This is a genomic window from Metabacillus herbersteinensis (genome assembly GCF_042433335.1).
In the GTDB taxonomy this organism is placed as follows: domain Bacteria; phylum Bacillota; class Bacilli; order Bacillales; family Bacillaceae; genus Metabacillus; species Metabacillus herbersteinensis.
Map to the genome: position 1 here is coordinate 14,588 of NZ_JBHLVO010000014.1, position 26,287 is coordinate 40,874.

The 26,287-nt window shown below is 38.2% G+C and carries 26 protein-coding genes and 1 pseudogene; 9 read left to right on the forward strand and 18 right to left on the reverse strand.

What is annotated here, in order from left to right; translation table 11 throughout:
• Positions 1-97: 97 nt before the first annotated feature.
• Both ACFFIX_RS15760 and ACFFIX_RS15765 read right to left on the reverse strand, forming a co-directional pair.
• Positions 98-664 (reverse strand): DUF4256 domain-containing protein, encoded by a 567-nt coding sequence (locus ACFFIX_RS15760; protein ID WP_378935620.1) that lies wholly within the window; start codon positions 662-664, stop codon positions 98-100.
• Between the two features lie 53 nt (positions 665-717).
• A complete protein-coding gene (locus tag ACFFIX_RS15765; RefSeq protein ID WP_378935622.1) occupies positions 718-1,701 on the reverse strand; it encodes a tRNA dihydrouridine synthase in 984 nt (327 codons plus the stop codon).
• Positions 1,702-1,823: 122 nt separating this feature from the next.
• On the opposite strand from ACFFIX_RS15765, the gene ACFFIX_RS15770 reads away from it, so the two are divergent.
• Positions 1,824-2,060, forward strand: coding sequence for an IS3 family transposase (locus ACFFIX_RS15770; protein WP_378935624.1), 237 nt, complete (start codon positions 1,824-1,826; stop codon positions 2,058-2,060).
• Complete coding sequence (locus ACFFIX_RS15775) at positions 2,060-2,371, forward strand: DDE-type integrase/transposase/recombinase (RefSeq protein ID WP_378935626.1); 312 nt, start codon at positions 2,060-2,062, stop codon at positions 2,369-2,371. The genes ACFFIX_RS15770 and ACFFIX_RS15775 overlap by 1 nt, the downstream gene beginning before the upstream one ends.
• A 143-nt stretch (positions 2,372-2,514) precedes the next feature.
• Here the strand turns inward: ACFFIX_RS15775 and ACFFIX_RS15780 are convergent, their stop codons facing one another.
• The 8 genes from ACFFIX_RS15780 to ACFFIX_RS15815 form a co-directional block, all read right to left on the reverse strand.
• Positions 2,515-3,999, reverse strand: coding sequence for a glutamate synthase subunit beta (locus ACFFIX_RS15780; RefSeq protein WP_378935628.1), 1,485 nt, complete (start codon positions 3,997-3,999; stop codon positions 2,515-2,517).
• A 3-nt stretch (positions 4,000-4,002) separates the two neighbouring features.
• Entirely contained in the window at positions 4,003-8,598 is a 4,596-nt protein-coding gene (gltB, locus tag ACFFIX_RS15785; protein WP_378935630.1) for a glutamate synthase large subunit, read from the reverse strand.
• 381 nt (positions 8,599-8,979) lie between these two features.
• Positions 8,980-10,377: a 23S rRNA (uracil(1939)-C(5))-methyltransferase RlmD gene (rlmD, locus tag ACFFIX_RS15790; protein WP_378935632.1), complete on the reverse strand. Its 1,398-nt coding sequence runs from the start codon at positions 10,375-10,377 to the stop codon at positions 8,980-8,982.
• Between the two features lie 15 nt (positions 10,378-10,392).
• Positions 10,393-11,262 carry a DNA-3-methyladenine glycosylase family protein gene (locus tag ACFFIX_RS15795; protein ID WP_378935634.1) on the reverse strand — a complete coding sequence of 290 codons (870 nt, stop codon included), beginning with the start codon at positions 11,260-11,262 and terminating at the stop codon, positions 10,393-10,395.
• 183 nt (positions 11,263-11,445) lie between these two features.
• A complete protein-coding gene (locus tag ACFFIX_RS15800; protein ID WP_378935636.1) occupies positions 11,446-11,625 on the reverse strand; it encodes a hypothetical protein in 180 nt (59 codons plus the stop codon).
• 22 nt (positions 11,626-11,647) lie between these two features.
• The gene (gene pdaA, locus ACFFIX_RS15805; protein WP_378935638.1) at positions 11,648-12,448 is read right to left on the reverse strand and encodes a delta-lactam-biosynthetic de-N-acetylase; all 801 of its coding nucleotides are present in this window, start codon (positions 12,446-12,448) and stop codon (positions 11,648-11,650) included.
• 109 nt (positions 12,449-12,557) lie between these two features.
• Complete coding sequence (locus ACFFIX_RS15810; protein WP_378935640.1) at positions 12,558-14,093, reverse strand: fumarate hydratase; 1,536 nt, start codon at positions 14,091-14,093, stop codon at positions 12,558-12,560.
• A 156-nt stretch (positions 14,094-14,249) separates the two neighbouring features.
• On the reverse strand, positions 14,250-14,435 hold the full coding sequence (locus ACFFIX_RS15815) for an SE1561 family protein (RefSeq protein ID WP_378935642.1): 186 nt from the start codon (positions 14,433-14,435) through the stop codon (positions 14,250-14,252).
• Between the two features lie 140 nt (positions 14,436-14,575).
• Between ACFFIX_RS15815 and yfkAB the strand changes: the two genes are divergently transcribed.
• Together yfkAB and ACFFIX_RS15825 are read left to right on the forward strand one after the other, a co-directional pair.
• On the forward strand, positions 14,576-15,697 hold the full coding sequence (yfkAB, locus tag ACFFIX_RS15820; protein WP_378935644.1) for a radical SAM/CxCxxxxC motif protein YfkAB: 1,122 nt from the start codon (positions 14,576-14,578) through the stop codon (positions 15,695-15,697).
• A 15-nt stretch (positions 15,698-15,712) separates the two neighbouring features.
• Positions 15,713-16,564, forward strand: a complete 852-nt coding sequence (locus tag ACFFIX_RS15825) for a mechanosensitive ion channel family protein (protein WP_378935646.1) — start codon at positions 15,713-15,715, stop codon at positions 16,562-16,564.
• An 18-nt stretch (positions 16,565-16,582) separates the two neighbouring features.
• Here ACFFIX_RS15825 and ACFFIX_RS15830 read toward each other — a convergent pair whose 3' ends face one another.
• From ACFFIX_RS15830 to cax, 3 genes are all read right to left on the reverse strand, one after another.
• Positions 16,583-17,377: a YfkD famly protein gene (locus ACFFIX_RS15830; RefSeq protein ID WP_378935648.1), complete on the reverse strand. Its 795-nt coding sequence runs from the start codon at positions 17,375-17,377 to the stop codon at positions 16,583-16,585.
• 71 nt (positions 17,378-17,448) lie between these two features.
• Positions 17,449-18,054: a YczE/YyaS/YitT family protein gene (locus tag ACFFIX_RS15835; protein WP_378935650.1), complete on the reverse strand. Its 606-nt coding sequence runs from the start codon at positions 18,052-18,054 to the stop codon at positions 17,449-17,451.
• A 285-nt stretch (positions 18,055-18,339) separates the two neighbouring features.
• Complete coding sequence (gene cax / locus ACFFIX_RS15840; protein ID WP_378935652.1) at positions 18,340-19,443, reverse strand: calcium/proton exchanger; 1,104 nt, start codon at positions 19,441-19,443, stop codon at positions 18,340-18,342.
• A gap of 139 nt (positions 19,444-19,582) precedes the next feature.
• On the opposite strand from cax, the gene ACFFIX_RS15845 reads away from it, so the two are divergent.
• A complete protein-coding gene (locus tag ACFFIX_RS15845; protein ID WP_378935792.1) occupies positions 19,583-20,011 on the forward strand; it encodes a pyridoxamine 5'-phosphate oxidase family protein in 429 nt (142 codons plus the stop codon).
• A 43-nt stretch (positions 20,012-20,054) separates the two neighbouring features.
• Here ACFFIX_RS15845 and ACFFIX_RS15850 read toward each other — a convergent pair whose 3' ends face one another.
• Entirely contained in the window at positions 20,055-20,438 is a 384-nt protein-coding gene (locus ACFFIX_RS15850; protein WP_378935653.1) for an OsmC family protein, read from the reverse strand.
• 178 nt (positions 20,439-20,616) lie between these two features.
• Between ACFFIX_RS15850 and ACFFIX_RS15855 the strand changes: the two genes are divergently transcribed.
• Together ACFFIX_RS15855 and ACFFIX_RS15860 are read left to right on the forward strand one after the other, a co-directional pair.
• A complete protein-coding gene (locus tag ACFFIX_RS15855) occupies positions 20,617-21,807 on the forward strand; it encodes an MFS transporter (RefSeq protein WP_378935794.1) in 1,191 nt (396 codons plus the stop codon).
• 152 nt (positions 21,808-21,959) lie between these two features.
• Complete coding sequence (locus tag ACFFIX_RS15860) at positions 21,960-22,109, forward strand: BH0509 family protein (RefSeq protein ID WP_378935654.1); 150 nt, start codon at positions 21,960-21,962, stop codon at positions 22,107-22,109.
• Positions 22,110-22,455: 346 nt separating this feature from the next.
• Here the strand turns inward: ACFFIX_RS15860 and ACFFIX_RS15865 are convergent, their stop codons facing one another.
• Both ACFFIX_RS15865 and ACFFIX_RS15870 read right to left on the reverse strand, forming a co-directional pair.
• The gene (locus ACFFIX_RS15865) at positions 22,456-23,313 is read right to left on the reverse strand and encodes a YihY/virulence factor BrkB family protein (RefSeq protein ID WP_378935656.1); all 858 of its coding nucleotides are present in this window, start codon (positions 23,311-23,313) and stop codon (positions 22,456-22,458) included.
• 171 nt (positions 23,314-23,484) lie between these two features.
• Positions 23,485-23,853, reverse strand: coding sequence for a YtxH domain-containing protein (locus ACFFIX_RS15870; protein WP_378935658.1), 369 nt, complete (start codon positions 23,851-23,853; stop codon positions 23,485-23,487).
• Positions 23,854-24,108: 255 nt separating this feature from the next.
• On the opposite strand from ACFFIX_RS15870, the gene ACFFIX_RS15875 reads away from it, so the two are divergent.
• Positions 24,109-24,336 carry a DUF1128 domain-containing protein gene (locus ACFFIX_RS15875; protein ID WP_378935660.1) on the forward strand — a complete coding sequence of 76 codons (228 nt, stop codon included), beginning with the start codon at positions 24,109-24,111 and terminating at the stop codon, positions 24,334-24,336.
• A 64-nt stretch (positions 24,337-24,400) separates the two neighbouring features.
• A complete protein-coding gene (locus ACFFIX_RS15880) occupies positions 24,401-24,544 on the forward strand; it encodes a hypothetical protein (RefSeq protein ID WP_378935662.1) in 144 nt (47 codons plus the stop codon).
• An 88-nt stretch (positions 24,545-24,632) separates the two neighbouring features.
• On the opposite strand, the pseudogene ACFFIX_RS15885 reads toward ACFFIX_RS15880, so the two are convergent.
• Positions 24,633-24,941 (reverse strand): annotated as a pseudogene (locus ACFFIX_RS15885) (DJ-1/PfpI family protein); the annotation flags it as partial.
• A 208-nt stretch (positions 24,942-25,149) separates the two neighbouring features.
• On the reverse strand, positions 25,150-26,100 hold the full coding sequence (locus tag ACFFIX_RS15890) for an alpha/beta hydrolase (protein ID WP_378935664.1): 951 nt from the start codon (positions 26,098-26,100) through the stop codon (positions 25,150-25,152).
• Between the last annotated feature and the right edge of the window lie 187 nt (positions 26,101-26,287).

The following is a 26,287-nucleotide window of genomic DNA, read 5'->3' on the forward strand; positions in this document are numbered from 1 at the left end:
ATTTATTCTGTTAAAACTCGATAGTTGAAGAATGAAAATAAAGCCTTTCCCAAAGGTGATCCGTTCTCAAATTCAAATTTAGCTGTCTGTGCAAAATTTAGACCCTTAGCGAGCCACGGAAACCTCTGGCAGCATAGTAGGATTCTGCTCCATTGTGGTACACAAAGACAGTGTCGTAGCGACGATCACAAAAGATTGCCCCGCCATGTCTTCTAATATTAGCAGGTGTTTTCACCCAGCTCGATGTTTTCATATCGAAATTTCCAAGGTTCTGCAACTCCCGGTATTGTTCTTCCGTTAAAAGCTCAATACCCATGTCAGCAGCCATATCAATAGCGTTATTTTCTGGTTTATGTTTTTTCCTTGACTCAAGCGCTTCACGGTCGTAACAAACACTTCTGCGACCTTTAGGACTCTCCGCTGAACAGTCATAAAAAATGTATTCGTCCTTCTTCTCGTCATGACCAACAACATCCGGTTCACCCTCAGTTCTTTCCATTTCACCTAGCGACCACAGTTTTTCAGGATTAGCTTTCAGCTTTGCTTGGACTTTAGCCCATTCAATCCCTTTATGGCGGTTCATGTTTTTCTCAAAACGGGCTTTCAATGCTCTTAGTAACTCTTCACTTTGTTCTAGTGATAACTCCTTGTTACTGTTTGTCATATTTGTTACCTCCTACTTTTTACTGGTGAAATAAAGTGCTTGTCCCCGTCCCATCAACATTCTTTTCCAAACCTATCAAGCAATGCACGCACTTCATCTGTTGATTTCGTGTTCATCAATTGATTTCTTAATTCACTAGCTCCACGGAATCCTTTGACATAAATTTTGAAAAAGCGATGAAGCCCTGTGATTGAACGTGGTAGTGCTTCCGCATATTGATCTTGAAGATCAAGCTGCAGTCTTAAAAGATCAAGGTATTCTTTACTGCTATGCTCTTTTGGCTCTTTTTCAAAAGCAAAGGGATTTTTAAAAATACCTCGACCGATCATAACGCCATCAATACCATACTGTTCAGCAAGTTGCAGCCCAGTTTGACGGTCAGGAATGTCTCCATTGATTGTTAGTAGCGTATTTGGTGCGATACGGTCACGTAATTTTTTGATTTCCGGAATTAGCTCCCAATGCGCATCTACTTGGCTCATTTCCTTTCTTGTCCGTAAATGAATAGAAAGGTTCGCAATATCCTGTTTTAAAATATGCGTTAGCCACTCCTCCCACTCATTTACATCCTTATCGCCAAGTCGTGTTTTCACGCTGACAGGCAGTCCGCCCGCTTTTGCTGCTTGAATAAGTTCTGCCGCAACGTCTGGACGTAGAATAAGACCACTACCTTTCCCTCTCGATGCCACATTCGGTACAGGGCAGCCCATATTAATATCGATGCCTTTAAATCCTAGCTCTGCCATGCCAATACTCATTTGACGGAAATATTCGGGATTATCCCCCCAAATATGTGCCACCATTGGCTGTTCATCTTCTGTAAAAATCAAACGGCCACGCACACTTTTCATGCCCTCTGGATGACAATAGCTATCCGAGTTTGTAAACTCTGTGAAAAATACATCCGGTCGACCGGCTTCACTTACTACGTGACGAAAAACAACATCTGTCACATCTTCCATTGGTGCAAGCACAAAAAATGGTCGTGGTAAATCACGCCAAAAGTTATCTATCATTTCAAACTCAAATCCTCTCACTATGGATACAACTTTAAACTCTCGGTCAAAAAATATAAAGCCAAATGTTCCAATTCTTATACACTTATATCATGCTTAATAACTTATTATCAAACACAAGTATATTTAGACATTTATAATTTGTGCAAAACTATTTTTTGAGAAAGGAGTACTCAATAGTTCTTTTATGCCGTGTACTAAGAGTATCCAAAAGTGGATACTATGCTCATTATAAGCGTCCAACACACCAGGCACCCAAGCAAGACCGCAAGCTTTTAACGCAGATTAAACGGATTTATTCTCTTCATAAAGGAACCTATGGCGCTAAAAGAATTTCTCAAAAGCTAAAAGCGAAGGGACAGATCGTAAAAAATAAATAATGAGTGAAGCCAATATAAAGACAGTAGTAAGACGCCCAAAAACAACAAAAGAATCTAAAGGACAATCTGCCAGTTATGTTTATGAAAATCTGTTAAAACGCAATTTTTTCGCCAGCAAACCGAACCAAAAATGGGTTACGGATATGACTGAAATTCAGATTGGCCAAGATAAATTCTATCTATCTGTGATAATGGACTTATTTAACCGTGAAATTATTGCTTTTAAATTAAGCTCCAGCCCAAATTTAGAGTTAATTAAGGCAACTCTTGAAGCTGCACGAAAAAAGAAAAAGTTGAAAACACTCAAGTAAGTTACCAAAGTGCAGTTTAAACTGTCGTATTTTAACCGTGTCTAATCTTTTGGGGCTTGACCACAGGCACTTTTTTAATTTAACAGTTACATTCTTGCATACTAAAAACCTCACACAGCTAAACTGTATGAGGTGCTATTGCCTTAAGGTAAATTAGTTTCACCCATTAAATATCTGTCACATTCCCTTGCAGCCTCTCGACCTTCATTAATGGCCCAGACAATCAGACTTTGGCCTCTACGCATATCCCCTGCAGCAAAAACACCTTCGATGTTTGTTTTATATTTTCCATACTCAGCCTTCACATTTGAGCGTTCATCTGTTTCAACATTAATTTTTTGAAGGAAACTTTGCTCTGGACCACTAAATCCGATCGCAAGTAATACTAACTGAGCGGGCCATATTTTTTTGGTTCCTTGAATTTCTTTTCGAATTCGGTGACCATTTTCATCAGTTGTGGTTTCCACGTTAATAGTATGAACCTCTTTGACATGACCATTTTCATCACCAACAAACTTTTTCGTCATCACTGCATAGGCACGAGGGTCCTTTCCAAAGACAGCAGCCGCTTCTTTTTGACCATATTCGACTCGATGAATTACCGGCCATTGTGGCCAAGGATTATCATCAGCTCGAAGGTCATCCTTTTTCCCATAAATATCAAACTGTGTTAAGCTTTTGCATTTATGTCTAACGGAAGTTGCCAAACAATCGACACCTGTATCCCCACCACCAATAACAACAACATCTTTATCTGTTGCTGATATATAATTGCCATTCTCAAGGTTAGAGTCTAATAAACTTTTTGTATTAGCATGAAGAAAGTCCATTGCGTAGTGGACCCCCTTTAACTCTCTCCCTTCTACGTTTAAATCACGATGCTTCGTTGCACCACCACAAAGAACGACCGCATCAAATTGTGATTGTAGCTTAGAAATTGGATAATCCTTGCCCACTTCTGTACTCGTGATAAACGTAATACCTTCTGCTTTAAGAAGATTTACTCGTCGTTCAACAGTAGCATAAGGAAGCTTCATTTCAGGTATCCCATACGTTAAAAGACCTCCAGCACGATCATGACGTTCAAAAACAGTAACATGATGTCCTGCTTTATTAAGTTGGGCAGCGCAAGCCAAACCTGCTGGACCAGAGCCAACAACTGCCACCTTTTTATCAGTTCGGATTTCTGGAAGCTCCGGTTTCACCCACCCTTCTTTAAAGCCTTTCCTAATTATTTCTAACTCTATTGACCGGATTGCAACCGGTGGCTCATTAATCCCAAGAACGCAAGCTCCTTCACATGGAGCCGGACAAGCCAATCCTGTAAATTCAGGAAAGTTATTCATTTTATGTTCTCGTTTCAGAGCTTCTTCCCATTGCCCTTGAAAAACTAAATCATTCCACTCCGGTATTAAGTGATAGACGGGGCAACCAGAAGTCATCCCCTTTATTATCGTACCTGTATGACAGGTTGGAATCCCACAATCCATGCAACGAGCACCTTGTTGTTTTAATTCATTTTCATCAAGAGGTAACGTATAAACGTCCCAATCATCCGTTCGTGTTACAGGGTCACGTTCGGGCCTTGGTTGACGTTCATAGTCCATAAAACCAGTTGGTTTTCCCATCGTTCACCCTCCATCTTTCATCAAATTCACAGCTTTTTTGCTTTCTTCAAATGCAAGAAGTGCTGCTTTATGTTCACTTAACCCACTTGCCTGTAAGTGTTTTATTCTCTCTTGCATTTCTGAATAGTCTTTTGGAATTACTCGTACAAATTTCTTGCTCATTTCTGTCCAGCTATCTATCACGACTTTCCCATATGGACTATTCGTGTAATAAACATGTTTTTCAATCAATTGATAGACTGCTTGGAGTTCTGCCTTATCTTGAATTGAATCGAGATACACTTGTTCTTGATTACATTTCGCTAAGAAATTCTTTGTCTTTGTTACATCCAATACATACGAAACTCCACCTGACATACCAGCTGCGAAGTTTTTCCCTGTTTGTCCTAATACAATGACTGTCCCACCTGTCATGTATTCACAACCATGGTCTCCAACACCTTCTACAACAACATTTGCACCACTGTTTCTCACACAAAATCGTTCTCCTGCAATTCCATTAATATATGCTTCTCCTGCAGTTGCTCCGTAAAATGAAACGTTTCCGACAATGATATTCTTTTCTGGGATAAACGTACTTTTTCGAGAAGGGTGAACGATGATTTTCCCACCTGATAATCCCTTACCGATAAAATCATTTGCATCTCCAACAAGCGTCATTGTTAATCCAGGTGGAATAAACGCACCAAAGCTTTGCCCAGCCGAGCCTTTAAAAGTAAGGCGAATGGTATCCTCGGGTAATCCCTTTGCACCATACCGTTTCGTAATTTCACTTCCAAGCATCGTCCCTGCAACTCGATTAATGTTCCGTATCGATAAAGTTGCCTCTACTGGTTCCTGCTTTTCAATTGCCTCTTTACATAACGGGATTAACTCTTGTTTGTCTAATGTTTTATCGAGTCCGTGAACTTGTTCAACTGTTGCATAACGACTGACATTTTCAGGTACATCTGGTTGATAGAGAAGCGCTGATAAGTCAATACCCTTTGTTTTCCAATGAGTAATGGCTTTATTTACCTCTAGAACATCAGTCCTTCCAATCATGTCATTTATTGTCCGGAACCCGAGTTCTGCCATGAATTCTCTCACTTCCATTGCAATGAATCTCATAAAATTGGCAACATGCTCAGGTTCACCAGTAAACTTTTTTCGTAACTCTGGGTTTTGTGTTGCAATCCCCACTGGACACGTATCAAGGTGACAAACTCGCATTAAAATACATCCCAATACAACTAACGGTGCTGTCGAAAATCCAAATTCCTCAGCACCGAGTAATGAAGCAATTACAACATCTCGACCTGTCATCATTTTCCCATCTGTTTCCACTACGATCCGATCACGCAAACGATTAAGGAGCAATGTTTGATGTGTTTCTGCCAGACCAATTTCCCATGGTAACCCAGCATGTTTCAAGCTTGTCCTAGGTGCTGCTCCAGTTCCTCCGTCATATCCACTGATAAGAACAAGATCTGCTCTCCCTTTGGCCACACCCGCTGCAATTGTTCCTACACCAACTTCTGATACGAGTTTGACACTAACTCGGGCAGATGGATTTGCATTTTTTAAGTTAAAAATTAATTCAGCTAAATCTTCAATTGAATAGATATCATGGTGTGGCGGCGGAGAAATCAAACCAACACCTGGTGTTGATCCTCTTACCTCTGCAATCCATGGATACACTTTTTTCCCTGGAAGATGCCCCCCTTCTCCTGGTTTTGCACCTTGAGCAACTTTAATTTGGATCTCATCGGCGTTAACAAGATAATGACTATTAACTCCGAATCGACCAGAAGCAACTTGTTTAATGGCACTACGCCGTAAATGACCATTTGGATCAGGTGTAAATCTGTTAGGGTCTTCTCCCCCTTCTCCAGAGTTACTTTTTGCACCAATTTTATTCATTGCAATGGCAAGTGATTCGTGGGCTTCACTACTTATTGAGCCGTAAGACATAGCGCCAGTTTTAAACCTTTTACAAATTTCTTCAATTGACTCCACTTCATCTATCGGTATCGCATCTCGTTTTTTAAAGGATAGCAAGCCACGAATGGATTGAAGATTGTGCTTAGTATCTGTCAGTAATCTCGAATAGTCTTTAAAAAGCTGATAGTTATTTGTTCGGCAAGCTTGTTGCAACAAATGAATAGTCCGAGGATTGTATTGATGATCTTCCCCATCATGGCGCCACTGAAAATCATCACCAGATTCTAATGTCTTCTCCACACCTCTCGCCCGGACAAATGCTCTTTTATGCCTCATCATAACCTCTTCGGCAATAATACCTAACCCTATTCCGCCTATTCGCGACGCAGTTTGAGTAAAGTATTTCTCAATCACGTCCTTATCAATCCCGATCGCCTCAAAGATTTGTGCACCACGATAACTTTGAATGGTCGAAATACCCATTTTCGACATTACCTTAATGATTCCATCTGTTGCTGCCTTTCGGTATACTTCAATAGCATCTATGACCTGCATCTCACGTATATCATCACTTTCAATCAAACCACTAAGTGATTCAAATGCCAAATAAGGATGAATCGCTTCTGCTCCAAAACCAAGTAATGCTGCGAAATGATGGACCTCCCTAGCTTCTGCAGATTCAATTATGATGCTTACCTTCGACCGCGTTCCATTTCGAATAAGGTGATGATGCAAACCTGAAACTGCTAGTAAGGCTGGTAACGCTGCATACTCGGCATTGACTCCACGATCAGATAAAACGAGTAATGAAGACCCATTATCAATCGCGATATCAGCTTTTGAAAATAGGTCGTCTAAAATCTGTTCAAAATTAGGCGTTTCAATGGAAAATTTTATAGATAGTGTTTCGCACTTAAAGCTAGATCGATAAAGCTTGTCTAGCTGACTATTCGTTAAAATCGGAGTATGAATTTGAATTTGTTTACAGCTCTCAGGCTCGGGTTTAATAAGGTTTTTTTCTGGTCCAATTGTTGTTACAACTGAAGTAATGATTTCCTCTCGAATCGCATCAATTGGTGGATTTGTTACTTGCGCAAAAAGCTGTTTGAAATAATTGTAAAGTAGCTGTGGTTTTTTAGATAAAAAAGCAAGTGGCGAATCATACCCCATAGAACCAACAGGATCTTTCCCGTCCGTTACCATAGGCTTCAATATTTTATTGAGCTCTTCGTTTGTATACCCAAATGCGAGTTGTTGTTTCATTCGTTCATCTGCTTTTAAAATTTGGTTGCGACTGCTTGTTTCTGGTAGGTCATCTATACGAACTAAATGCTCAGTTAACCAATCTTTATACGGATGTTCAGACGAGATTCCCCTTTTTATTTCTTCATCTGGAATAATTTCACCCTTCTCTAAATCGATAAGGAGCATTTTCCCAGGGTGAAGCCTTTCTTTATATTCAATATCATCAGCAAAAATATCTAAAGCGCCAACTTCAGAACCCAATATGATCATTCCGTCTTTTGTTACATAGTATCTTGCAGGCCGTAGTCCATTTCTGTCAAGACATGCCCCTATTTGTTTACCATCAGTAAATACAACGGCTGCAGGCCCATCCCATGGTTCCATTAAACAGCTATGGAATTCATAGAATGATTTCTTTTCTTCATCCATTGTCACATCATTAGCCCATGGCTCGGGGATCATCATCATTGCTGTATGAGCTAGTGAACGTCCAGAAAGGTGTAGAAATTCAAAACAATTATCAAACATCGATGAATCACTGCCATCCGTATCGATTACCGGAAATAGCTTTTGATAATCCTCATTAGAAAATAATTCAGATTCACACTGTGGCTCTCTAGTTTGCATCCATTTAACATTTCCTTTTATTGTATTAAATTCCCCATTATGTATCGTAAATCGATTTGGATGGGATCTTTCCCAACTAGGAAATGTATTCGTACTAAAGCGTGAGTGAACAAGAGCTAACGCTGACTTAAAGTCGCGATGATTCAAGTCAATATAAAAGGAATCGAGTTGTTCTGGAATTAACATACCTTTATACACAATTGTTCTTGTTGATAAACTACAAATATAAATACCTTCTTGATGTTCATTATCAGAATGGGGCACATCATTTTCTAATCGCTTTCTGATCACAAATAATTTTCTTTCAAAATCATTCTGGTCAATGAGATCATTGGAAGGGGCAACAAACATTTGGCGAATAAAGGGTTTTGATTTTTTTGCCATGTCACCGACAAAAGAATCATTGACTGGAACGGTCCTCCAGCCTAGAAAGGTCTGTCCTTCTTCTTCAATTATGAACTTGACTAGTTTTTGGGTTTCTTTTCTAATTTCTGGGTCCTTAGGTAAAAAGACCATACCAATCCCGTATCCCCCTGCTTCAGGGAGTTCAATATTTTCCTTTTCACATTGTTTCTGAAAAAAGGTATGTGGAATTTGCGTCAAAATACCTGCTCCATCCCCGGTACTCGTGTCTGCTGATTGTCCACCTCTGTGTTCTAAATTGCATAAAATCGTAATAGCATGTTCAACTATGTCATGTGACTTTTTCCCATTAATATTAGCGACCATGCCGATCCCGCAGGCTTCATGTTCATATTCAGGCAGATATAAACCTTGTGCAATCGGATATCCGTGCTTTTTCATGACAACATCCCTTCTTATAAAATTAGGCCTTTTCCATGATGAGGTAGTACCAGTTATATACAACTGCTCCAATACCAATAATATACTCATATATCCCCATCAATACTGAAATCATGTTGGTAATGTTAATACCTTTTCATAAAAATAGTGTATACATTCCACTTCCATTTAATCCTAATTCAAATAAAAGTCGTGCATGTCAAAACCCGAGTTACACCCGAAACTTTTTTCTACCCATTTTGGAAGATGAAGAATAATTAATAGAAGAAAACCACTATACCAGCACATTTGGTATAGTGGTTTCTTATTTTTTGTAATTCAACTAACTCTTCAAAAAAAGAGCATTCCTAGACGAAAAGACTCACTCACTGTTACATCCTATTATTTATCTTTTCTTACAAGTAGTGAACAGCACTCAACATGTGCAGTATGCGGAAACATATCCACCGGCTGAATATACTCTACCTTATATTCTTTAGACAAATAATCAATATCCTTCGCTAGAGTAGAAGGATTACATGAAACATAAATAAATTTCTTAGGCTTCACCTTTTTAATCGTGTCTAGCAAAGTGCTGTCACACCCCGTTCGTGGCGGATCGACAACAACTACATCTGGGCGCCAACCTTCTTTGACCCATTTAGGTAGCCACTTCTCAGCGGTTCCGGTTACATAGGTTGCGTTTTTGAATCCGTGCTTTTTGGCATTTTTTTGAGCGTCTTTGATTGCTGCTTCAATTGTGTCCATGCCCCGGAGTTCGCTTGCTCCTTTTGAGAGCCATAAACCGATTGTACCGACGCCACAATAGGCATCGACTACTTTTTCAGATCCTGTTAAGTTGGCTGCTTTTTTTACTTCATCATAAAGCTTCACCGTTTGAACAGGATTGAGTTGGAAAAAGGCTCTTGCTGATAGCTCAAATTCTAAGTCGCCAAGCGTTTCTTGAATGACTTCCTCTCCCTCTAAATGAATGGTTTTTTCACCAAAGATTAGCGAGGTGTTGTTGCCATTGATGTTTTGAACGAGTGATTTCACTTCTGGTAAACGTTTTTGGATTTCTGCTATGATAAGTTTTTTCCTTGGCAGTTCTTCTTGAGTTGTAATGAGTACAACTTGGACTTCGCCAGATTGAAAGCCAGCTCGCGTTACGATTGTACGAACGATTCCCTTTCTTTTTCGCTCATTATAGACGGACACCTTGAAGTCTTCGAGAATTTGTTTAACTGTTTCTGTTACTTTATTTGTTAGTGGGTGTTGAACGAGACAGTTTTGGATTGGTATCAGCTGATGAGAGTCTAATCCATATAGCCCAGCTATTACACTTCCATTTTTCACGCCGACCTGGAACTGACTTTTGTTCCGGTAATTCCATGGATCTTCCATTCCGATTGTGTCTCGAATGTCGAGTTGATCAATCTTCAGTTTCGTGTGTCTTTCAAGTGATTGAATGACGATGTCTCTCTTTTCCTTTAGCTGTTGGTCATAGGATAAATGCTGCAGCTGACAGCCACCACATTGCTCATAAATTGGACAAGGTGCTTTGACTCGAAAAGGCGATGCTTTACGAACCTTTTTAACTTTTCCTTCTGCAAATTTCGGTGATATTTTTGTCGCTTCAACGACCACTTCTTCCCCTGGTAATGCACCCGGGACAAAGACTACTTGTCTTTTGAAATAGCCTACTCCCTCTCCATTAATTCCTAGCCTTTTTATTGTAAGGGGGAAAGTTTGTCCCGCTGTAATTGTCACTGAGTTACTTTGGTTATTTTGTTGCTTCACGTAAAACGCTCCATTCTATTCAATGCTTCTCCATAAGTACAGAGATGCGTAGCTCAAATAAGGTTCCCATTCTTTGCTGTAGTCCGCCATCTCATCTTGGGTTGGTTTTTTTTCTAAGTTAAAATGTTTCTTCAGTGCATTTTGGATGCCTATGTCTGCCTTTGGAAAAAGATTAGGACGACCTAATCCAAATAAAAGCAGGTTCTGAACAGTCCAAGGTCCGACGCCTCGTATCTTGATGAGCTTTTTTAAAATTTCTTCATCAGAGAGACTCGGAAGCTCGTTAAAATTAAGTGTTCCTTCTACAATCATTTTTGATGTATCAATAGCATACTCTGCTTTTCGACCACTAAATTGTAGGGCACGTAAATCATCATAGCTCAATGCAGCGACGATTTCCGGTTTCGGATAAAACCACACGCCATCTAGCTCAAAACCGTATGTTTGCACAAACCGCTTTGTTAACGTATGAGCAAATGACAGATTCAATTGCTGATGAACAATACACTTCATTAAACAGCTGTAAAGATCAAAATCCAATACAAGCGGAGTACCTTCGTGTTCTTTAAAAACCTCCGCAATGTTGCTCAGTTCAAAGTGATTGCTAATCACAGATAGAGAAAAGTCCCACTGGAAAATTCGTCTGATTTCACCTAGCCCGAACTCTTTTTGAGTATCAGCTTTTCCTGAGATCTCAAAGGTAGGCTTAGCTTTTGTTCCTGTTGCCTTAACTGTTACCACAAACGGTTGGTTCTCTTTATCATACAAGGGGACAGCAATCTCTCTCGCTTCCATATTGATAGCATTTAATGGATCATTGCTTAACCGATCTAATATCCGATCAAAGTCATAAGGAGGTTCAACTTCTACCGTTTCTCTCCACATTCTTCTCATCCTTTAGTGTTTGTTTATCTTTTTATTATAGCATGTAGGGTTTTGAATATAAAAAATGAGGAATTGAGTGGTGTTGAAAAGTGATTAATTAAAATTTGCTGTTTTTGAACAACATTACTTAGCATTAGTTTCGTAAACTTGTTCGAATTCACTAAATTAACAGAAATTACTTCCTTAAATGATGCTTAAACTCCTCTTTTTCATTTTTATAAGCGAATTCTCCATTTCTATAAGCCAATTTTCTACCTCTAAATTCACCAATTCAATAATCCAATTTCCCACTTCTATAAGCCAATCGACAAAAAACGACACATTTCCGCAAGGAAACTTTGCTTTCTTCCATACCTCTGCCACACAAAAAAACCCTTTGATCCAGTCAAAGGGAAATTAAATAGGGATGATCCAACATTCTTTCAACCATTAGATCATCTAAGCTTTTAAACACATAGCCTTGTTTCTGCAGCTCGACAATTGCATGATCAAGGGCTTCGGCATTGTCTTTAGAAACAGTGTGTAGCAACATAATCGAGCCAGGGTGGATTTGCTTCATAATATTTTCGTACGAGTAGCTCCATCCCCTTTGTGCGTCGATTTTCCAATCCACAAAGGCTAGTGACCAAAAGACAGTTGTATAGCCCAGTTCCTTTGATTTAGCCAGAACACGTTCACTGAAAATCCCTCTAGGTGGTCGCAGATAACTCATGCCTTTTTGTCCTGTTAACTCTTCAACCTTTATGCGGACAGATTCTAGCTCCTCTTTTAAGTCCTCGTCACTTTGTTTTGTTAAATCTGGGTGATACCAAGAGTGATTACCAACAATATGGCCCTCTTTCACCATTCTTTTTACCAAATCAGCTTGAGAGTTTAAATAATGACCAGTCACGAAAAATGTAGCAGGGACTTTTCTATTTTTCAAGACATCTAGGACCTGAGGTGTATAGCCATTTTCATAACCATTATCAAATGTTAAATAAATTTCCTTTTTTGAGGTGTCTCCTAAATAAAATGAACCATGCTTCGCCAGTATTTCATCAAGCTTTTCCCCTGCTGATGCTGGCTCATGATTTCTGCTTTTTTTAAATCCCCAGCTCAATGGTTGATTGGATTCAGCCTGCACAGTTCCAATCGAAATAAAAAAAAGACAAAAAAGACTCAGGTAAATGGACCATTTTTTCATCGTATACTCTCCTCATGACATTCATTGTACTTAGTGTTTATTTTGAGAGAATTTCCATACTGAGAAAAAATACCAAAAAGCCAGCACAACTAGATGTGCCGGCTTTTCTTTATTTAAAAACTGGTTCTTTAAATTGTGCAAGCTTTTCAAGGGAAGACTGTTCTACATCTGCATGCAAGCTGTTTCCATGAGAATCCATTGTCACGACTGCAGTAAAGCCTTCAACCTTTAAGTGCCACATTGCTTCTGGAATACCAAATTGCATAAGATCTACACCTTCAACTGATTTGATGCAGTCAGCATAGTATTGAGCAGCTCCACCAATTGCATTTAGGTAAACGCCACCATGCTCTTTAAGGGCTTGTAACGTTTTTGGACCCATGCCGCCTTTCCCAATAACAGCACGAATTCCGAAGCGCTTCATGATATCCCCTTGATATGGCTCCTCACGTATACTTGTGGTTGGACCGGCCGCTTTAACATGCCAATTTCCATCCTCGTCTTTTAACATAACTGGACCACAATGGTAGATGACTTGACCATTTAAGTCAATTGGCGCTTCATTTTCTGATAAATATTTATGAATTGCATCACGACCTGTATAGATCATACCGTTAATTCTAACGACGTCCCCTACTTTTAAGTCGCGGATTTTTTCCTCCGTAATTGGTGCTTCAAGGATGATTTCTCTTGGTGCAGCAGTTTCAGTTGTTGCTGCTACCTCGTCCTCAGGGAATACGACTGTTTCTCCATCCTTGTATAACCATTCGTTAATTGCGCCACTTGCTGAATCAATTTTAATCCCAAGACGGCGATACGCCCAGCAGTTATAAGCAACAGACACGAAGAAGCTTGCTGGGATACGGTTGATTACTCCAACTTTACAACCTAGTAAAGTTGTCTCGCCGCCAAAACCCATTGTTCCGATTCCAAGCTCATTGGCATGCTTCATTACATAGTCCTCAAGCTGACGTAACTCCTCGCGTTCATTCACGTCGTCAACTGTTCTAAATAGCTGATCCTTGGCGACTTCATAGCCACTTGTCCGGTCTCCACCTATGCCAACCCCGATAAAACCTGCACTACAGCCTTGTCCTTGCGCTTGGTAGACAGAATGCATAATGCACTTTCTTATGCCATCAAGATCACGCCCAGCTTTTCCTATACCATCAAGCTCACACGGTAGGCTATATTGGATGTTTTTATTTTCACAGCCGCCGCCTTTTAAAATGAGACGAACATCAATGTAGTCATTTTCCCATTGTTCAAATTTGATAACAGGAGTACCGTCCCCTAGGTTATCTCCACTGTTATCTCCTGATAATGAATCAACTGAGTTTGGACGGAGTTTTCCGTCTTTTGTTGCTTGTGCGATTGCACGTTTAATTTCTTTTTTCATATATAGCTGATTTGCTCCTACTGGAACCTTGAGCTTAAATGTTGGTAGTCCCGTATCCTGACAGATTGGTGAAATATTTTCATCGGCCATTTTTATATTCTCTGTAATCGTTGCAAGTGATAATGCAGAACGTGTTCCAGCGTTTTCTTTTAATTTTGCAGCTGCAATTGCTCGACGTACATCGTTTGGTAGCTTTGTTGATGTTTCTACGATTAAGTCATACATGCTCTGAAAGAATTTCTCCAATTTGTTTCTCCCCTTTATAATAAGAACTTTCCGGCTTTTTCCTCAAATTTCATTATACTCTCTTGATTTTTACTTGAAAAGAAGTTTCTAAGCGCTTTCAGATTCTACGAAAAAAAACCACTGCCCCAAAAGGTTGGCAATGGCCTACATATATTCTTAATGTTTATCTTTCTTAAATTGTTCTTGTTTCATTTCTAAATCATCTAGCATTTGGATGAGTCGATCAACGTCTTCAACGTCTGTGGATTCAGGGTCAATTGAATCGATCACCTCTAGAAACATATTTAGTCTAGCTTTTAAATAAGTTAATTGTGAGTCTTTATCATGAACGGCATTACCCATTGTAATTCTCTCCTCTTGTTAAAAATATGTGTGTATTTATAGTAGCGGATTCTTCATTTTTTGACAACATTCTACAAAGTCATGATAACATGGGTTGTTGGTGTTAGAATATCTTCTATGTTAATAAAGGAGTTTTTTTTATGAATTCTACAAAAGTAAAACAGCCTATAAGCACGGCATATGATCCGTGGGAAGCTTACTTAGATATAAAACAGTACGGGAAAATGACGTTAACAAACGTGGAGTTTACGACAACCACATTGTGTAATATGCGTTGTGAGCATTGTGCTGTCGGGTATACACTTCAGCCAAAGGATCCAAATGCGTTGCCACTCACTCTATTACTAAACAGATTAGATGAAGTTCCTACTCTACGTTCATTGAGTATTACGGGTGGAGAACCGATGCTTTCATTAAAATCGGTAGAACAATACGTGGTCCCTCTTTTAAAGTATGCCCATGAACGGGGTGTACGTACACAAATCAATTCGAATTTAACACTAGATCTTAACCGCTATGAAAAAATCATTCCTTACTTAGATGTTTTACATATTTCTCACAACTGGGGAACGCTAGAGGAATTTGTGGGAACAGGATTTGCGATGATGGAGAGGAAGCCTACTGAAAAACAGCGTTCTGTTCTTTTTGAACGAATGATAGAGAATAGCCGAGCACTAGTCGATGCGGGTGTAATGGTTTCAGCGGAAACGATGTTAAATAAACGCACACTTCCTTATATTGAATCGATTCATAAACAGATTGTAAACGAGATGAAGTGTCAACGTCACGAGATTCACCCAATGTACTCCAGTGATTTTGCAAGTAGTTTAGAGACGCTAACTTTGAGTGAGATCCGTGAAGCCATTGATCATTTGTTAACAATTAGAGATGAAGATGTTTGGATGCTGTTTGGAACGCTACCCTTTTATGCTTGTACGGATTCGAAGGAAGACCTAGAGCTAATTAAACGCTTAAGAGCGAGCAAAAACGTGACTGTGCGCAATGACCCAGATGGTCGCTCGAGATTGAATGTAAATATTTTTAATGGAGAAATCATTGTCACTGATTTTGGTGACGCACCTTCTTTAGGAAATATTCAACAACATTCCCTTCAATCAGCTTACGAAAAATGGAACGAGTCCAAGCTGGCTAAGCAGTTAAATTGTCATTGTTCTTCTGTACAATGTCTAGGACCGAACATTCTCGTTAAAAATAGTTATTATCCAAGTACTGACTTTACAACTCGGAAAGCAAATCTGTAATAAAAGGTGACGTTTATGGAACAATTGACTAAACTAATGGACACTAAAGCTTTCGATATCATACTAGTCGCAATCGTATTGTGGTTAAGTATCATGCTAATTAATAAGCTTCTCCAGAAATTTTTTCAACGAACCGATTTCATTGAAGATCGCAAAGAAAAAACGATCCAAAGTATGTTACGTTCCTTGCTAAGATATGTGGCCACAATTGGATTTATTTTATATGTAATTTCGCTTTTTGTTGATGACTTTGGAAGAATACTTGCTGGAGCTGGTGTTGCTGGAATTATCATTGGTTTTGGTGCCCAAAGCCTCATTCGGGATATTTTAGCAGGGATGTTCTTAATTTATGAAAGGCAAATTCATCAAGGAGATTTTATCACGATTAATAATATATTTAACGGTACCGTTGAAGAAATTGGACTGCGTTCTTTGAAGGTTCGTGAGTGGAGCGGCAAGCTATTAACGATCAGCAACGGGGAAATTAAACAAATTCAAAACTATAATATTGATCGAATGCGGGTAATTGAACGAGTTGTCATCAGCTTTAGAGAAAATCCTGAGAGAGTATGGGCTGCACTTCAAAAAGTCTGTGATAACCTTAATGAACAATATGGTCAATGTTTAAAAAAAGATTCTGCCGATTGTGTAATTGAGCCTTTTCAGATTTTCGGGATGACGTCGTTAAATGCTGGTTTTCGTGGCTATGAGTATACGATAACAGCTCTGGTTGACGATCTTTTGTATTGGGATACGGGAAAAGAGGCTAGAAGAGTTATTGCACAGGTTCTTTATGATGAGGGAATTGGACTTGCTGAAGAGTTGGTGTATTTCAATGGAAATGAAAAAAGCGAAACCGTTAGATAACCCGGGTTCGCTTCTTTGTTACCTCGGTCGATCCGATGTATGAAAGCCAAACGAAGCGTGGTCTTGAACCGGAATCCATGCACCAATTCCTTGCGAAGTAACATTTTTAACCACGATTTTCTTTTTGTTGCCTTTTAATACGAGGTAAACCTCACCATATGTGACCTTCCCTTTTTCACTTACAGCAGGAGCATACGCATATAAGTAGCCCAATTTTGTTGCTGGGATGTTATACACTTGATCTTTTTTCGTTCCTGCACCGATAATTGTTTCAAAAGACAATGGTAAATTGGTTTTTTTCATTGCTGTTAGTAGCATCAACTTTTTGACATGATCTGAGTAAGCAATGTCTGCTGTTAATCCACCTTTTACCTGCTTTTGAGATTCTTGCTTGTAAGAGATCTGTAGAGGTGCTTTCCCACCACGGTTATCCTGATAATTTGTATTAATTTTTTGATATTCCCAGTTTGTTGATGTTTCGCTTGATTCATAATTCAGAGCCCACTGTCCCAAAAAGATCGTTGCTCGATAGCCTAGTGCTAATGGCGATTCTGATACAGATGATTCGTTTAACAAACGGATCAAATCAGGATTTTCTATTGGCACGTCAGAAGCGTCTAGCAATTCCTGTGCTAATTCACTCGGCTGTAAGTACGGAAGATCTTGAGTAGGATTTGGGTAGGTGTTGTCTTTTGAGATTTCCATGACTGAGCTTGGGATCTTCGGTTGAATGTCTTTTGTATTTGCAAAAGCTGACCCTGAAAAACTAATTGATAAAAGCAAAACGAGAGAAATGAGCAAACCTTTTTTCATTCTCTATACCCCTTTCACATGCTTTATGAATAGTGTTTTCAAGTGGTATAGAGTTTATCCAAACTTTTTTATTATTTACTGCTCCATCTTTCAAGCAATTTTGCAACAGGTACATGAAACAACTGAATTAGTGGGCCAATTGAAAATGTGATAAGAATTGTCCCCACTCCAATCGGACCTTTCAGTAAAAAAGCAAATAGTAAAGCGCTTAGCTCTCCAATGGTTTTTGCCGTCATTAATTTAATTGAAAAGCGTTCATGTAAAACAATCATTAATTGATCAATAGGATTTGCAGGGAATTTTGTTTGCAAATACATTGCAACACCCACTGCAATTGCTAAAATGCCAACAACAAGGACTAAGAATTTCATAGATAATGAATCGAGAACAAGGTTTTTAAAGATGAATAGTAACCAAAAGTCAACCGAAAAACCGATTAATACAATCGTGATTACTGCAAAATAGATCGGTCTGTGTTTCGAAATAAATGCATTCACAAATATGAGGGTAAGTCCGATTAAGATGACCCAGCTACCTACTGTTAGTCCAAATGATTCTGCTAATCCCACGTTCAAAGCATCCCACGCACCAGCCCCGATGTCTGCTTTAATTGTAAGCGTGGCACCAAATCCAATAAAAAATAAACCCACCATATAAAATAAAAGTCTTATTTTCATTATGTAATGTATTCCCCTCTTAGTTTGTCCTACTCATTATATGATTGTTTGGACAGTTAAAAAACACTATTTTTGATAAGAGGTGGATTTAAGCTTAATTTTTTTTAAAAAATAAACTAACTGAATATTTACATTTATCAAAAAACAAGCTATGATAAGTATATCAAAAGAGTAATTCCTACTCCCTGATAGCTTGTCATTTTGCTTATAAATGACTGTTTCGTCCTACTCAAATATGTAAAGACTCTGTGGTGGTGCGCAGAGTCTATTTTTTTTAAACAATTGTTAAAGTAAATAAAAACCAATTCCCATAATTAAATAGGCAGCTAACAGGATAGCACCCTCAAACCAATTGGTATCACCATCATTGGTAATCGAGATTGTTAGTAACACAGCTGTAACCATGGCAATCAGTTCTGGAATTGTAAATACCAAAGGCATCTTTTCTGTAAACATTAATGAAATAAGTACTAAGACTGGTGCTACAAACATAGCTATTTGTAGCGTTGACCCCACTGCGATTTCGACCGCGATATTCATTTTATTTTTGTATGCCATAACAATTGCCGATGCATGCTCTGCGGCATTACCCACGATGGCAACAATAATAACCCCAATAAATAGCTCACTCCATCCAAATCTCTCCCCAACACTTTCAAAGGTATGAACGAGATTCTCAGAAACATAAGCAACTGCTATAGTAGCAAGGATTAAAACAATCATAGCGAATTTTGCAGACCATTCAGGTTTTTCATGTTCATCCACTACATCTGTTTCGTGCTGGTATACACCACGATGGGTAACAAGTCTAAAGAAAAGAGCTGCTAAATAAAGAGCAATTAATATAACCGAAATCCCAATACTGAGTGACAATGTCTGTTCCTCTGCCATTTCCATTGAAAATACTTCGGGGATAACGAATCCAACAATGACCGCAAACATAAGTAAACCCGAGTTATGCCTCGCATCATAAACGTTAAATTCCTGTCGTTTAAATTTAAGTCCACCAACAAAGAAGCTTAGACCCGCTACTAGGAGAAGGTTGCCTAACACAGAACCGGTTAATGAAGCTAGAACGACTCCGACTAATCCAGCCTTTAATGCAAAAATGGAGATAATTAGTTCAACTGCATTTCCAAATGTAGCATTTAAAAGGCCCCCAACCCTTGGACCAGCCACAATTGCTAAACTTTCTGTTGCTCTACCCATAAATCCTGCTAAGGCAACAATGGTGATACAGTAAATAACAAACATTAAAACATATGGCCAGTGCATTAGGCTACCAATAACCGAGAGTGGAACTCCAATTACAACTACAAGAAAAAATAAACGATTGAGCAAATGATTCACCAATCCTTTCAAGTTAATTACCAGTTTAATCCATTCCATTATAATCCTCTTACGTTTAAGTGGGAAGTATATCCATACCATTTCCTTAAAAATCACGTATGAAACTAGCTGTTTAATACCAAATTAACTTTGATAAAGCGTAAGCCTAAGGGAGAAAGGCTAGGTGCGAAGGAAAGGAGTGTCCACTTTGACTGATTCAATCAAAAACACGGTAATAAAGATGTTAAATGAGCACAAAATTGGAACCTTATCGACGATTAGACAAAATAAACCCTACTCCCGATTTATGTTATTCTTCCACGTTGATTTGATTTTATATACCGCAACAAATAAACAAACTCACAAAGTAGAAGACATTAAAGAAAATCCAAACGTTCACATTTTATTAGGATATGAAGGTAAAGGCTGGCAGGATGCATATGTAGAAATAGAGGGAACTTCCTCTATAGAAGAATCTAAGGAATTAAAAGAACGTTTTTGGAGCCAACAATTAAAAGAATGGATAAATGGCGCAGACGATTCAAATTACTTACTATTAAAAATTACTCCAGACTCAATTCGTTATTATGAGAAAGCTGGCAGTGAGCCACAAGTTTTAAATTTATAGAAAAAATCCTGTTCATGACTCTAAAATGAACAGGATTTTTCACTTATAAAACTAATTCAAACGTTTCGGCAATCTCGATGCTATCTTTTACAGACTGCACCATCGGACAGTTTTTACGGGCAATCTCAATCGATTGTTCAATTTTTCTCTCGTCTAAATTTGCACCTTTTATAAGATAATGAATGTAGATTTTCTCAATCCGATTCGCCTCTTGCTCATTGCGATCGACTTTCGTTTGAATCGTAAGGTCCTCAATTTCAATCCTTTTCTTTGCTAGTATTTTTCTTAATACACCTCCACTGCATACTGCAATAGAAGAAACCATTAATTGATACGGTCGAAATCCATACTCTTCATCACCCGCTATATGAAGTTCACCGTATTCAACTGTCGTTTGAAATCCTACTTCTTTCATCTTAAATTCCATAAACCTTCACCCACCTTTTTTTCATTGTAATGGAACATGAAACGACTGAAAAGAATATCTACTTTGTTTTTCTTGTTTTCATATAGAAATCGTTGTAACATTCAGAGTGGAAAATGGAATAAAAATATGAAGTTGTCTTTTTATAATGTCAGAAAATGAACCGAGGTTAAATACTCAAATGAAAAAAGAAAATGGACGATTTTGGATACTAGTTAGCATCGTTGCGATCTCCGGCTTTAGCCAAGGTATGTTACTCCCTCTAATTGCAATTATTTTTGAGAATGACGGGCTTTCTTCTTCATTAAATGGATTAAATGCAACAGCATTATATATTGGAATATTACTTGTTTCACCCTTTATGGAGCAACCCCTTCGGAAGTATGGCTACAAACCTGTTATCATTTTTGGAGGTTTACTTGTTCTTTTATCATTAGGATTATTTCCGCTTTGGAAGTCATTTTGGTTTTGGTTTGTACTGCGTCTATTAATTGGAATTGGCGATCACGCCTTACACTTTGGTACACAAACTTGGATTACCTCGTTTTCTCCTGAAAATAAACGCGGTCGTAATATATCGTTGTATGGCTTATTTTTCGGAATCGGCTTTGCAGCAGGGCCTTTAATGACCCCTTTAGTCACAATTAACGAAGCCCTTCCATTCCTTTTATCATCCGTGCTTTGCCTAATTGGCTGGGTATTTCTATTTTTATTAAAAAATGACTTTCCAGAACAAACCATTGAAATGAATTCGTTTAAACAGACATTGAAACGGTTTTCAACTGCATGGAAATATGCCTGGGTCGCATTTTTACCTCCGTTAGGCTATGGTTTTTTAGAATCTTCAATAAACGGGAGCTTTCCAGTTTACGGCTTAAGAATAGGAATGGATGTAACAAGTGTATCTATTTTGTTATCCTCATTTGCAGTAGGCGGCATCGTAACCCAGCTTCCACTCGGAATAATGAGTGATAAATTCGGTCGAAAAAACATTCTTATAATTATTTTAACGTTAGGATTTTTCAGTTTTTCAGTCGCAAGCTTGCTTGAAGACTTTTTCTTTGCATTAACACTGTGTTTGTTCCTAGCTGGAATGTCCGTTGGCTCTACCTTCTCACTAGGAATAAGCTATATGACTGATTTGATGCCAAGGAATCTGCTTCCTACTGGAAATCTTTTATGTGGAATTGCCTTTAGCATCGGGAGCTTAGCAGGGCCATATCTTGGTGGATTGTTCATTGAATACGTTGAACATGTAAGCTACTTTATCGTCATAAGTGTAATTTTGTTTATGATTTTAGTCGCAGTTGTTTCCTTCCGAAGTCAACCAGTTTCATCCTCATCAAAGACATCCTATGATCAGAGCTTTTGATACATTAAAATGTGCGCTGAAAAAATTTCAGCGCACATTTTTATATTTTCAAAAAAAAGTTTAAAAATAGATTGAACATTTTGTATTATCTGTTATATAATACAATTAATAAAAATAAACTGTACCATAACAAAAAAAGGGAGCTGGCTAAAATGATGAACAGACAAGAACGGAAAAACATGATTGAATTTATTGAAATGACGAAAGAGATTGACAAAGAAACACTCATGTATATGACAGATGCTGATGTAGAACATATTTATGTAAGTGCTTATAATCACTACATTCAGTTAGCGGAATGATAAAAAACAAAGGCTGACTTCATTGAAGTCAGCCTTTGTTAATAACAAATTTATATAATCTTTAAACCAAGTGTGCATTTCTGAATCCAGCTTCGACGCACAGAACTGCTAGTGCAGTCATGGTGATTGACGTCGCTGTTTTTATTAATGGTACCCGTTTTGTCCATTTGCACTGCCGCTCGTTTTATGTTTAGGCTTGCTTTTAGAGTTTTGCTTGTTATGGCTTCCGCCTTTTTTCGTGTTTTTTGACATATTATATTCCCCCGCTTTCATCCAATTGAAGACATTGCCTTCACTATTACTTTTCCACATTTGCAGGGTCACTATGAGGAAAATTACTGGTAAATCATTTCGCTACTTTTCTTTTGTACAACAGTGCATTTAATTCTCCACCAAGCATAATTACCATACCTGAAATATAGAACCAAATCATTAACACAATAATACCGCCTAAGCTTCCGTACGTTGCAGTATAATTTCCGAAGCTACTTACGTAATAAGAAAAGGCTAGAGACACAGCAATCCAACCAACAGTTGCAAAGATTGAGCCGGCTAAGCAATCTTTTATATGTAATCTTTTATTAGGTGCTACAAAATAAAGAGAAGTAAATACGATAAACAAAATAATCCCACTTACTAACCAACGAGCTGTATTCCAAGCCGTTAGAAACTGTTCTGACAAACCGAACGTTGAAAAAATAAACAAACCGATTTCTTTACCAAATACAGGTAGTAACAGCGCAACTAAAATAACAAAAACCATAGCAACTGTTAACAAGATCGCCATTCCTCTTGCCACGATAAACGATCGACTTTCTTCTACTTCATATGCACGGTTAAACGATCGAACAATCGCATTGATTCCATTTGATGCTGACCAAAGGGTGGCAATAATACCGAACGATAACAAACCACCGTTATGATGGTTTAATATTTGAGCTAGATTTGATTCAATCAGTTGACTTGATTCCCCTGGGGCATATTGCCTAATTACGCCTAGCACAGCATCCTGGGAGAGGGGTAAATATCCAATTAATGTGATCAAGAAGATAAGAAATGGAAAAAGCGATAGTAGAAAAAAGTAAGCCAAACCCGCAGATAGCCCTGCCACTTCATCATCCGCAAAACGATGCAACAATTCTTTTAAAAAGGACCCTTTTTTATAATAATTTTTTTCATATGCTTCGTGGTTTTTTCCTAGCATAGCATTGCAACACCTCACGATTTTGTTCTACACCAGAATTTATATAATTCTTCCAGCGCCTAGCCCCGACGCACAGGACGTGCTAGTGCAGTCATGGCGATTGACGTCGCGTTCTTGGCTGCCTCGAGGTCATAAGTCAATTCTAAATTGAAGGCAAAGACCACCTTCTATTTAGAATCGCCTTATGCTTGTCGGGGCTGAACAAGGCGCTTGCGCTTTTTTTTTTGGTAGAAATCTTTCTTTTGTTTCTTGAATCATGTCAATTACTTGAGGAGTAGTTTCTTTCAATTCATTCATTTTTTCATTTAAGAATGATAGATCTTCTGAGATTTCTTGTACTGTTTCTTTCGTAGCATCCACCTTTTTCTTAAGATCATCAGATAGTTTTGATGGATGCTGACAGTAATCCTTCACCCGATCTGTCACGCATTTCCCTTGTTCAAGAACTTCCTGGCGAGTTTGCTTATGAAACATAGAGACTACAGCTCCTACAGCGGCTCCAATTAACATCCCTTGTAAAAGTTTATTCTCATTATCCATTACAGCTTGCCCCCTTAAATTTTATGTTGTTTTTATTCACTTAATTAAAATTTTATAAGCTACCCTAATAGTTATTACTGTTAGCATATTCTCCTCATTGAATTGTTACCCTTTTTTTATAAGGAAAAAACTATAATGAATAACAATTTATTTCCATTTAATAATTTTTCACATCAACATATAAGCCAATTCATATCATAGGTAAAAAAAGTGGTACAATATTAAAAAGTGCATTTATGAAAGGATGAGCCCTAGATGAATTTAACGGAGAAATCTACTGAAAACGTTGAATACATGATTGAACAAATAAAAGAAAAGCTACGAGTATTGAACTTCGGTGCAATCAAGGCTTCACACTTTGATGAAGAAATGTATGAAGAGCTCAAGGAACTTTATGAGCTTGTTATGAAAAAAAAATCCTTCAGTCCAAATGAAATGCAAGCCATTGCTGAAGAACTCGGGAACCTTCGAAAAGGGAAGTAAACAAATACATTCTGTCACCCTTCTTTTCTGCATATATGTGTAGTAAAGGAGGGTGATTTTTTTAATGTTAGCATGGTGGTTAACAACGTTCGTTCTATTTTCATTCCTAATAGCCATGATTGTTTTCGTTTACTTTACCATTAAAGGAGCAGTTAACACAGAGGATGCTTACAGAATTGACCCGTTGCCTGATGATGAACAAAAATAAAAAGCGCTAGCGCCTTGTTCAGCCCCGACAAGCATAAGACGATTATAAATAGAAGGTGTTCTTTGCCTTCAATTTATAATCGTCTTATGACCTCGAGGGCAGTCTTTTTATCATCCATAAATCGTTTTGCAAAAGAAACAAATTTTTCATCTACTCTTAATTGATCGGGTGAAAAACCTCCCGGGATAAACAATGCGTCATAGTCATCTGCATTAGCTTCATCGATTGCTAAATCAACAGTAACAGTAGCTTGTCCTTGTTTCCCTTTTACTGTATTCCCTTTTTCCTTTTCAATGACCGTTAAGGTATGTCCAGCTTCCTCAAAAGACTTTGCCGGGTCTGTGTACTCGGAATCCTCCAATAAATCCGTAACAACAACTGCTATTTTCTTTGACATAACTGTTCAAAACCTCCTAGACAATTTGCTTACACAGTTGTTGTACCCGGAATGTGGTTAATTAAACAATGTAGGAGGTTGCGAACGATGCAATTATCTCAGTTCTCGTGCAATTAACTCGATTCTCGTGCAATTATCTTGATTCTCGTGCATATATCACAATTATCGTGCATAAAACTCAATTCCCGTGCAATTACCTCCCCTAATCTCATCCTCCAAGCTCAATCTTCCTTCCATCTCCATCTCCTCTAACGATTAGTTCAATTTCTTTTATAAATTCAATGACTTTTGTTTCATATCCTTTCGGGTCAGCTAAGAAAGCTTGGGCATGACCTGCTTTTGGAACAAGATAGAGTTCCTTCTGACCTTTTTTTCGTTTAAACATATCTACTGTCATTTGAAGAGGAATAAAGTCATCCTCTTGACCGTGGATGAACAGGATTGGAGTTCGCGTTTTCTCTAAACCTCTTATTGGGGATATCTCAGTAAAGTCCCAACCAAAGCGGAGTCGTGTAATAAAGCTAGTTAAGTAGATGAGCGGATAAATATTTAATTTAAAATCAAGCAATAAGCGCAGCTTTAAGAGTGATGTTAAATCACTAAATGCACAATCTGCAATGCAGAATGAAACACGGCTATCTTTGTTGACGTACTGCAATGCTGAGGCCGCACCTAACGATTCCCCCAATAGTCCGATAAACATACCGGATCCGAATCTTTCTTCTATATAATCGACCCAGGCCTTTAGATCATCTTTTTCGTAGAAGCCAAAAGATGTATGACTCCCTCCACTTAATCCATGAAACCTATGGTCACATAATAAAACGCTGAATCCTCTTTTTTGGAACATTTCAACATATTTAAAACTACCGAACAATGACCATGTAATTCCATGTGCAATAATCATGATCTTTTTACTACCATCTTGAGGGAAAAACATTCCATGAATTTTATATCCATGATAAGAGTCGATGAACCACTCTTGTTTTTCCTTTTGCTCGAATACATGTGCATCAATTTCACCGCTTTCAATACTACGCCTGTATGTTTCTTCATATTGTACTTTTCTGGGGAAAAGGATGAGATTACTGAAGAAATAAGCAATAGCAATACACAGCAAAAGAATAATAATTGAGACAATCAGAAGCAGAAATAACATATATTCACCTTCTTATCTGGGCTTTTGAAATATTATATTGCGAACCCAATCAAAACGTGAACCACATCTAAAAACGCATCCTAAAAAACTCATTTACTAGGGGTGCTTTTTGTTTTTCCGCCCATTTTAGAAGATGCATTTATAATGCAATCGCTGTCGATAATAGTCACATACAAGCACAATCGGT

Bases quoted from the DNA above. Each gene is read 5' to 3' on its own strand.
- ACFFIX_RS15775 (WP_378935626.1), top strand. From the start codon at position 2,060: ATGAGTGAAGCCAATATAAAGACAGTAGTAAGACGCCCAAAAACAACA.
- pdaA (WP_378935638.1), bottom strand. From the start codon at position 12,448: ATGAAAAAATGGTCCATTTACCTGAGTCTTTTTTGTCTTTTTTTTATT.
- ACFFIX_RS15780 (WP_378935628.1), bottom strand. From the start codon at position 3,999: ATGGGAAAACCAACTGGTTTTATGGACTATGAACGTCAACCAAGGCCC.
- cax (WP_378935652.1), bottom strand. From the start codon at position 19,443: ATGGAATGGATTAAACTGGTAATTAACTTGAAAGGATTGGTGAATCAT.
- ACFFIX_RS15830 (WP_378935648.1), bottom strand. From the start codon at position 17,377: ATGAAAAAAGGTTTGCTCATTTCTCTCGTTTTGCTTTTATCAATTAGT.
- gltB (WP_378935630.1), bottom strand. From the start codon at position 8,598: ATGAAAAAGCACGGATATCCGATTGCACAAGGTTTATATCTGCCTGAA.
- ACFFIX_RS15860 (WP_378935654.1), top strand. From the start codon at position 21,960: ATGATGAACAGACAAGAACGGAAAAACATGATTGAATTTATTGAAATG.
- ACFFIX_RS15855 (WP_378935794.1), top strand. From the start codon at position 20,617: ATGAAAAAAGAAAATGGACGATTTTGGATACTAGTTAGCATCGTTGCG.
- ACFFIX_RS15890 (WP_378935664.1), bottom strand. From the start codon at position 26,100: ATGTTATTTCTGCTTCTGATTGTCTCAATTATTATTCTTTTGCTGTGT.
- ACFFIX_RS15795 (WP_378935634.1), bottom strand. From the start codon at position 11,262: ATGTGGAGAGAAACGGTAGAAGTTGAACCTCCTTATGACTTTGATCGG.
- ACFFIX_RS15825 (WP_378935646.1), top strand. From the start codon at position 15,713: ATGGAACAATTGACTAAACTAATGGACACTAAAGCTTTCGATATCATA.
- yfkAB (WP_378935644.1), top strand. From the start codon at position 14,576: ATGAATTCTACAAAAGTAAAACAGCCTATAAGCACGGCATATGATCCG.
- ACFFIX_RS15870 (WP_378935658.1), bottom strand. From the start codon at position 23,853: ATGGATAATGAGAATAAACTTTTACAAGGGATGTTAATTGGAGCCGCT.
- ACFFIX_RS15875 (WP_378935660.1), top strand. From the start codon at position 24,109: ATGAATTTAACGGAGAAATCTACTGAAAACGTTGAATACATGATTGAA.
- ACFFIX_RS15880 (WP_378935662.1), top strand. From the start codon at position 24,401: ATGTTAGCATGGTGGTTAACAACGTTCGTTCTATTTTCATTCCTAATA.
- ACFFIX_RS15850 (WP_378935653.1), bottom strand. From the start codon at position 20,438: ATGGAATTTAAGATGAAAGAAGTAGGATTTCAAACGACAGTTGAATAC.
- ACFFIX_RS15865 (WP_378935656.1), bottom strand. From the start codon at position 23,313: ATGCTAGGAAAAAACCACGAAGCATATGAAAAAAATTATTATAAAAAA.
- ACFFIX_RS15760 (WP_378935620.1), bottom strand. From the start codon at position 664: ATGACAAACAGTAACAAGGAGTTATCACTAGAACAAAGTGAAGAGTTA.
- ACFFIX_RS15815 (WP_378935642.1), bottom strand. From the start codon at position 14,435: ATGGGTAATGCCGTTCATGATAAAGACTCACAATTAACTTATTTAAAA.
- ACFFIX_RS15835 (WP_378935650.1), bottom strand. From the start codon at position 18,054: ATGAAAATAAGACTTTTATTTTATATGGTGGGTTTATTTTTTATTGGA.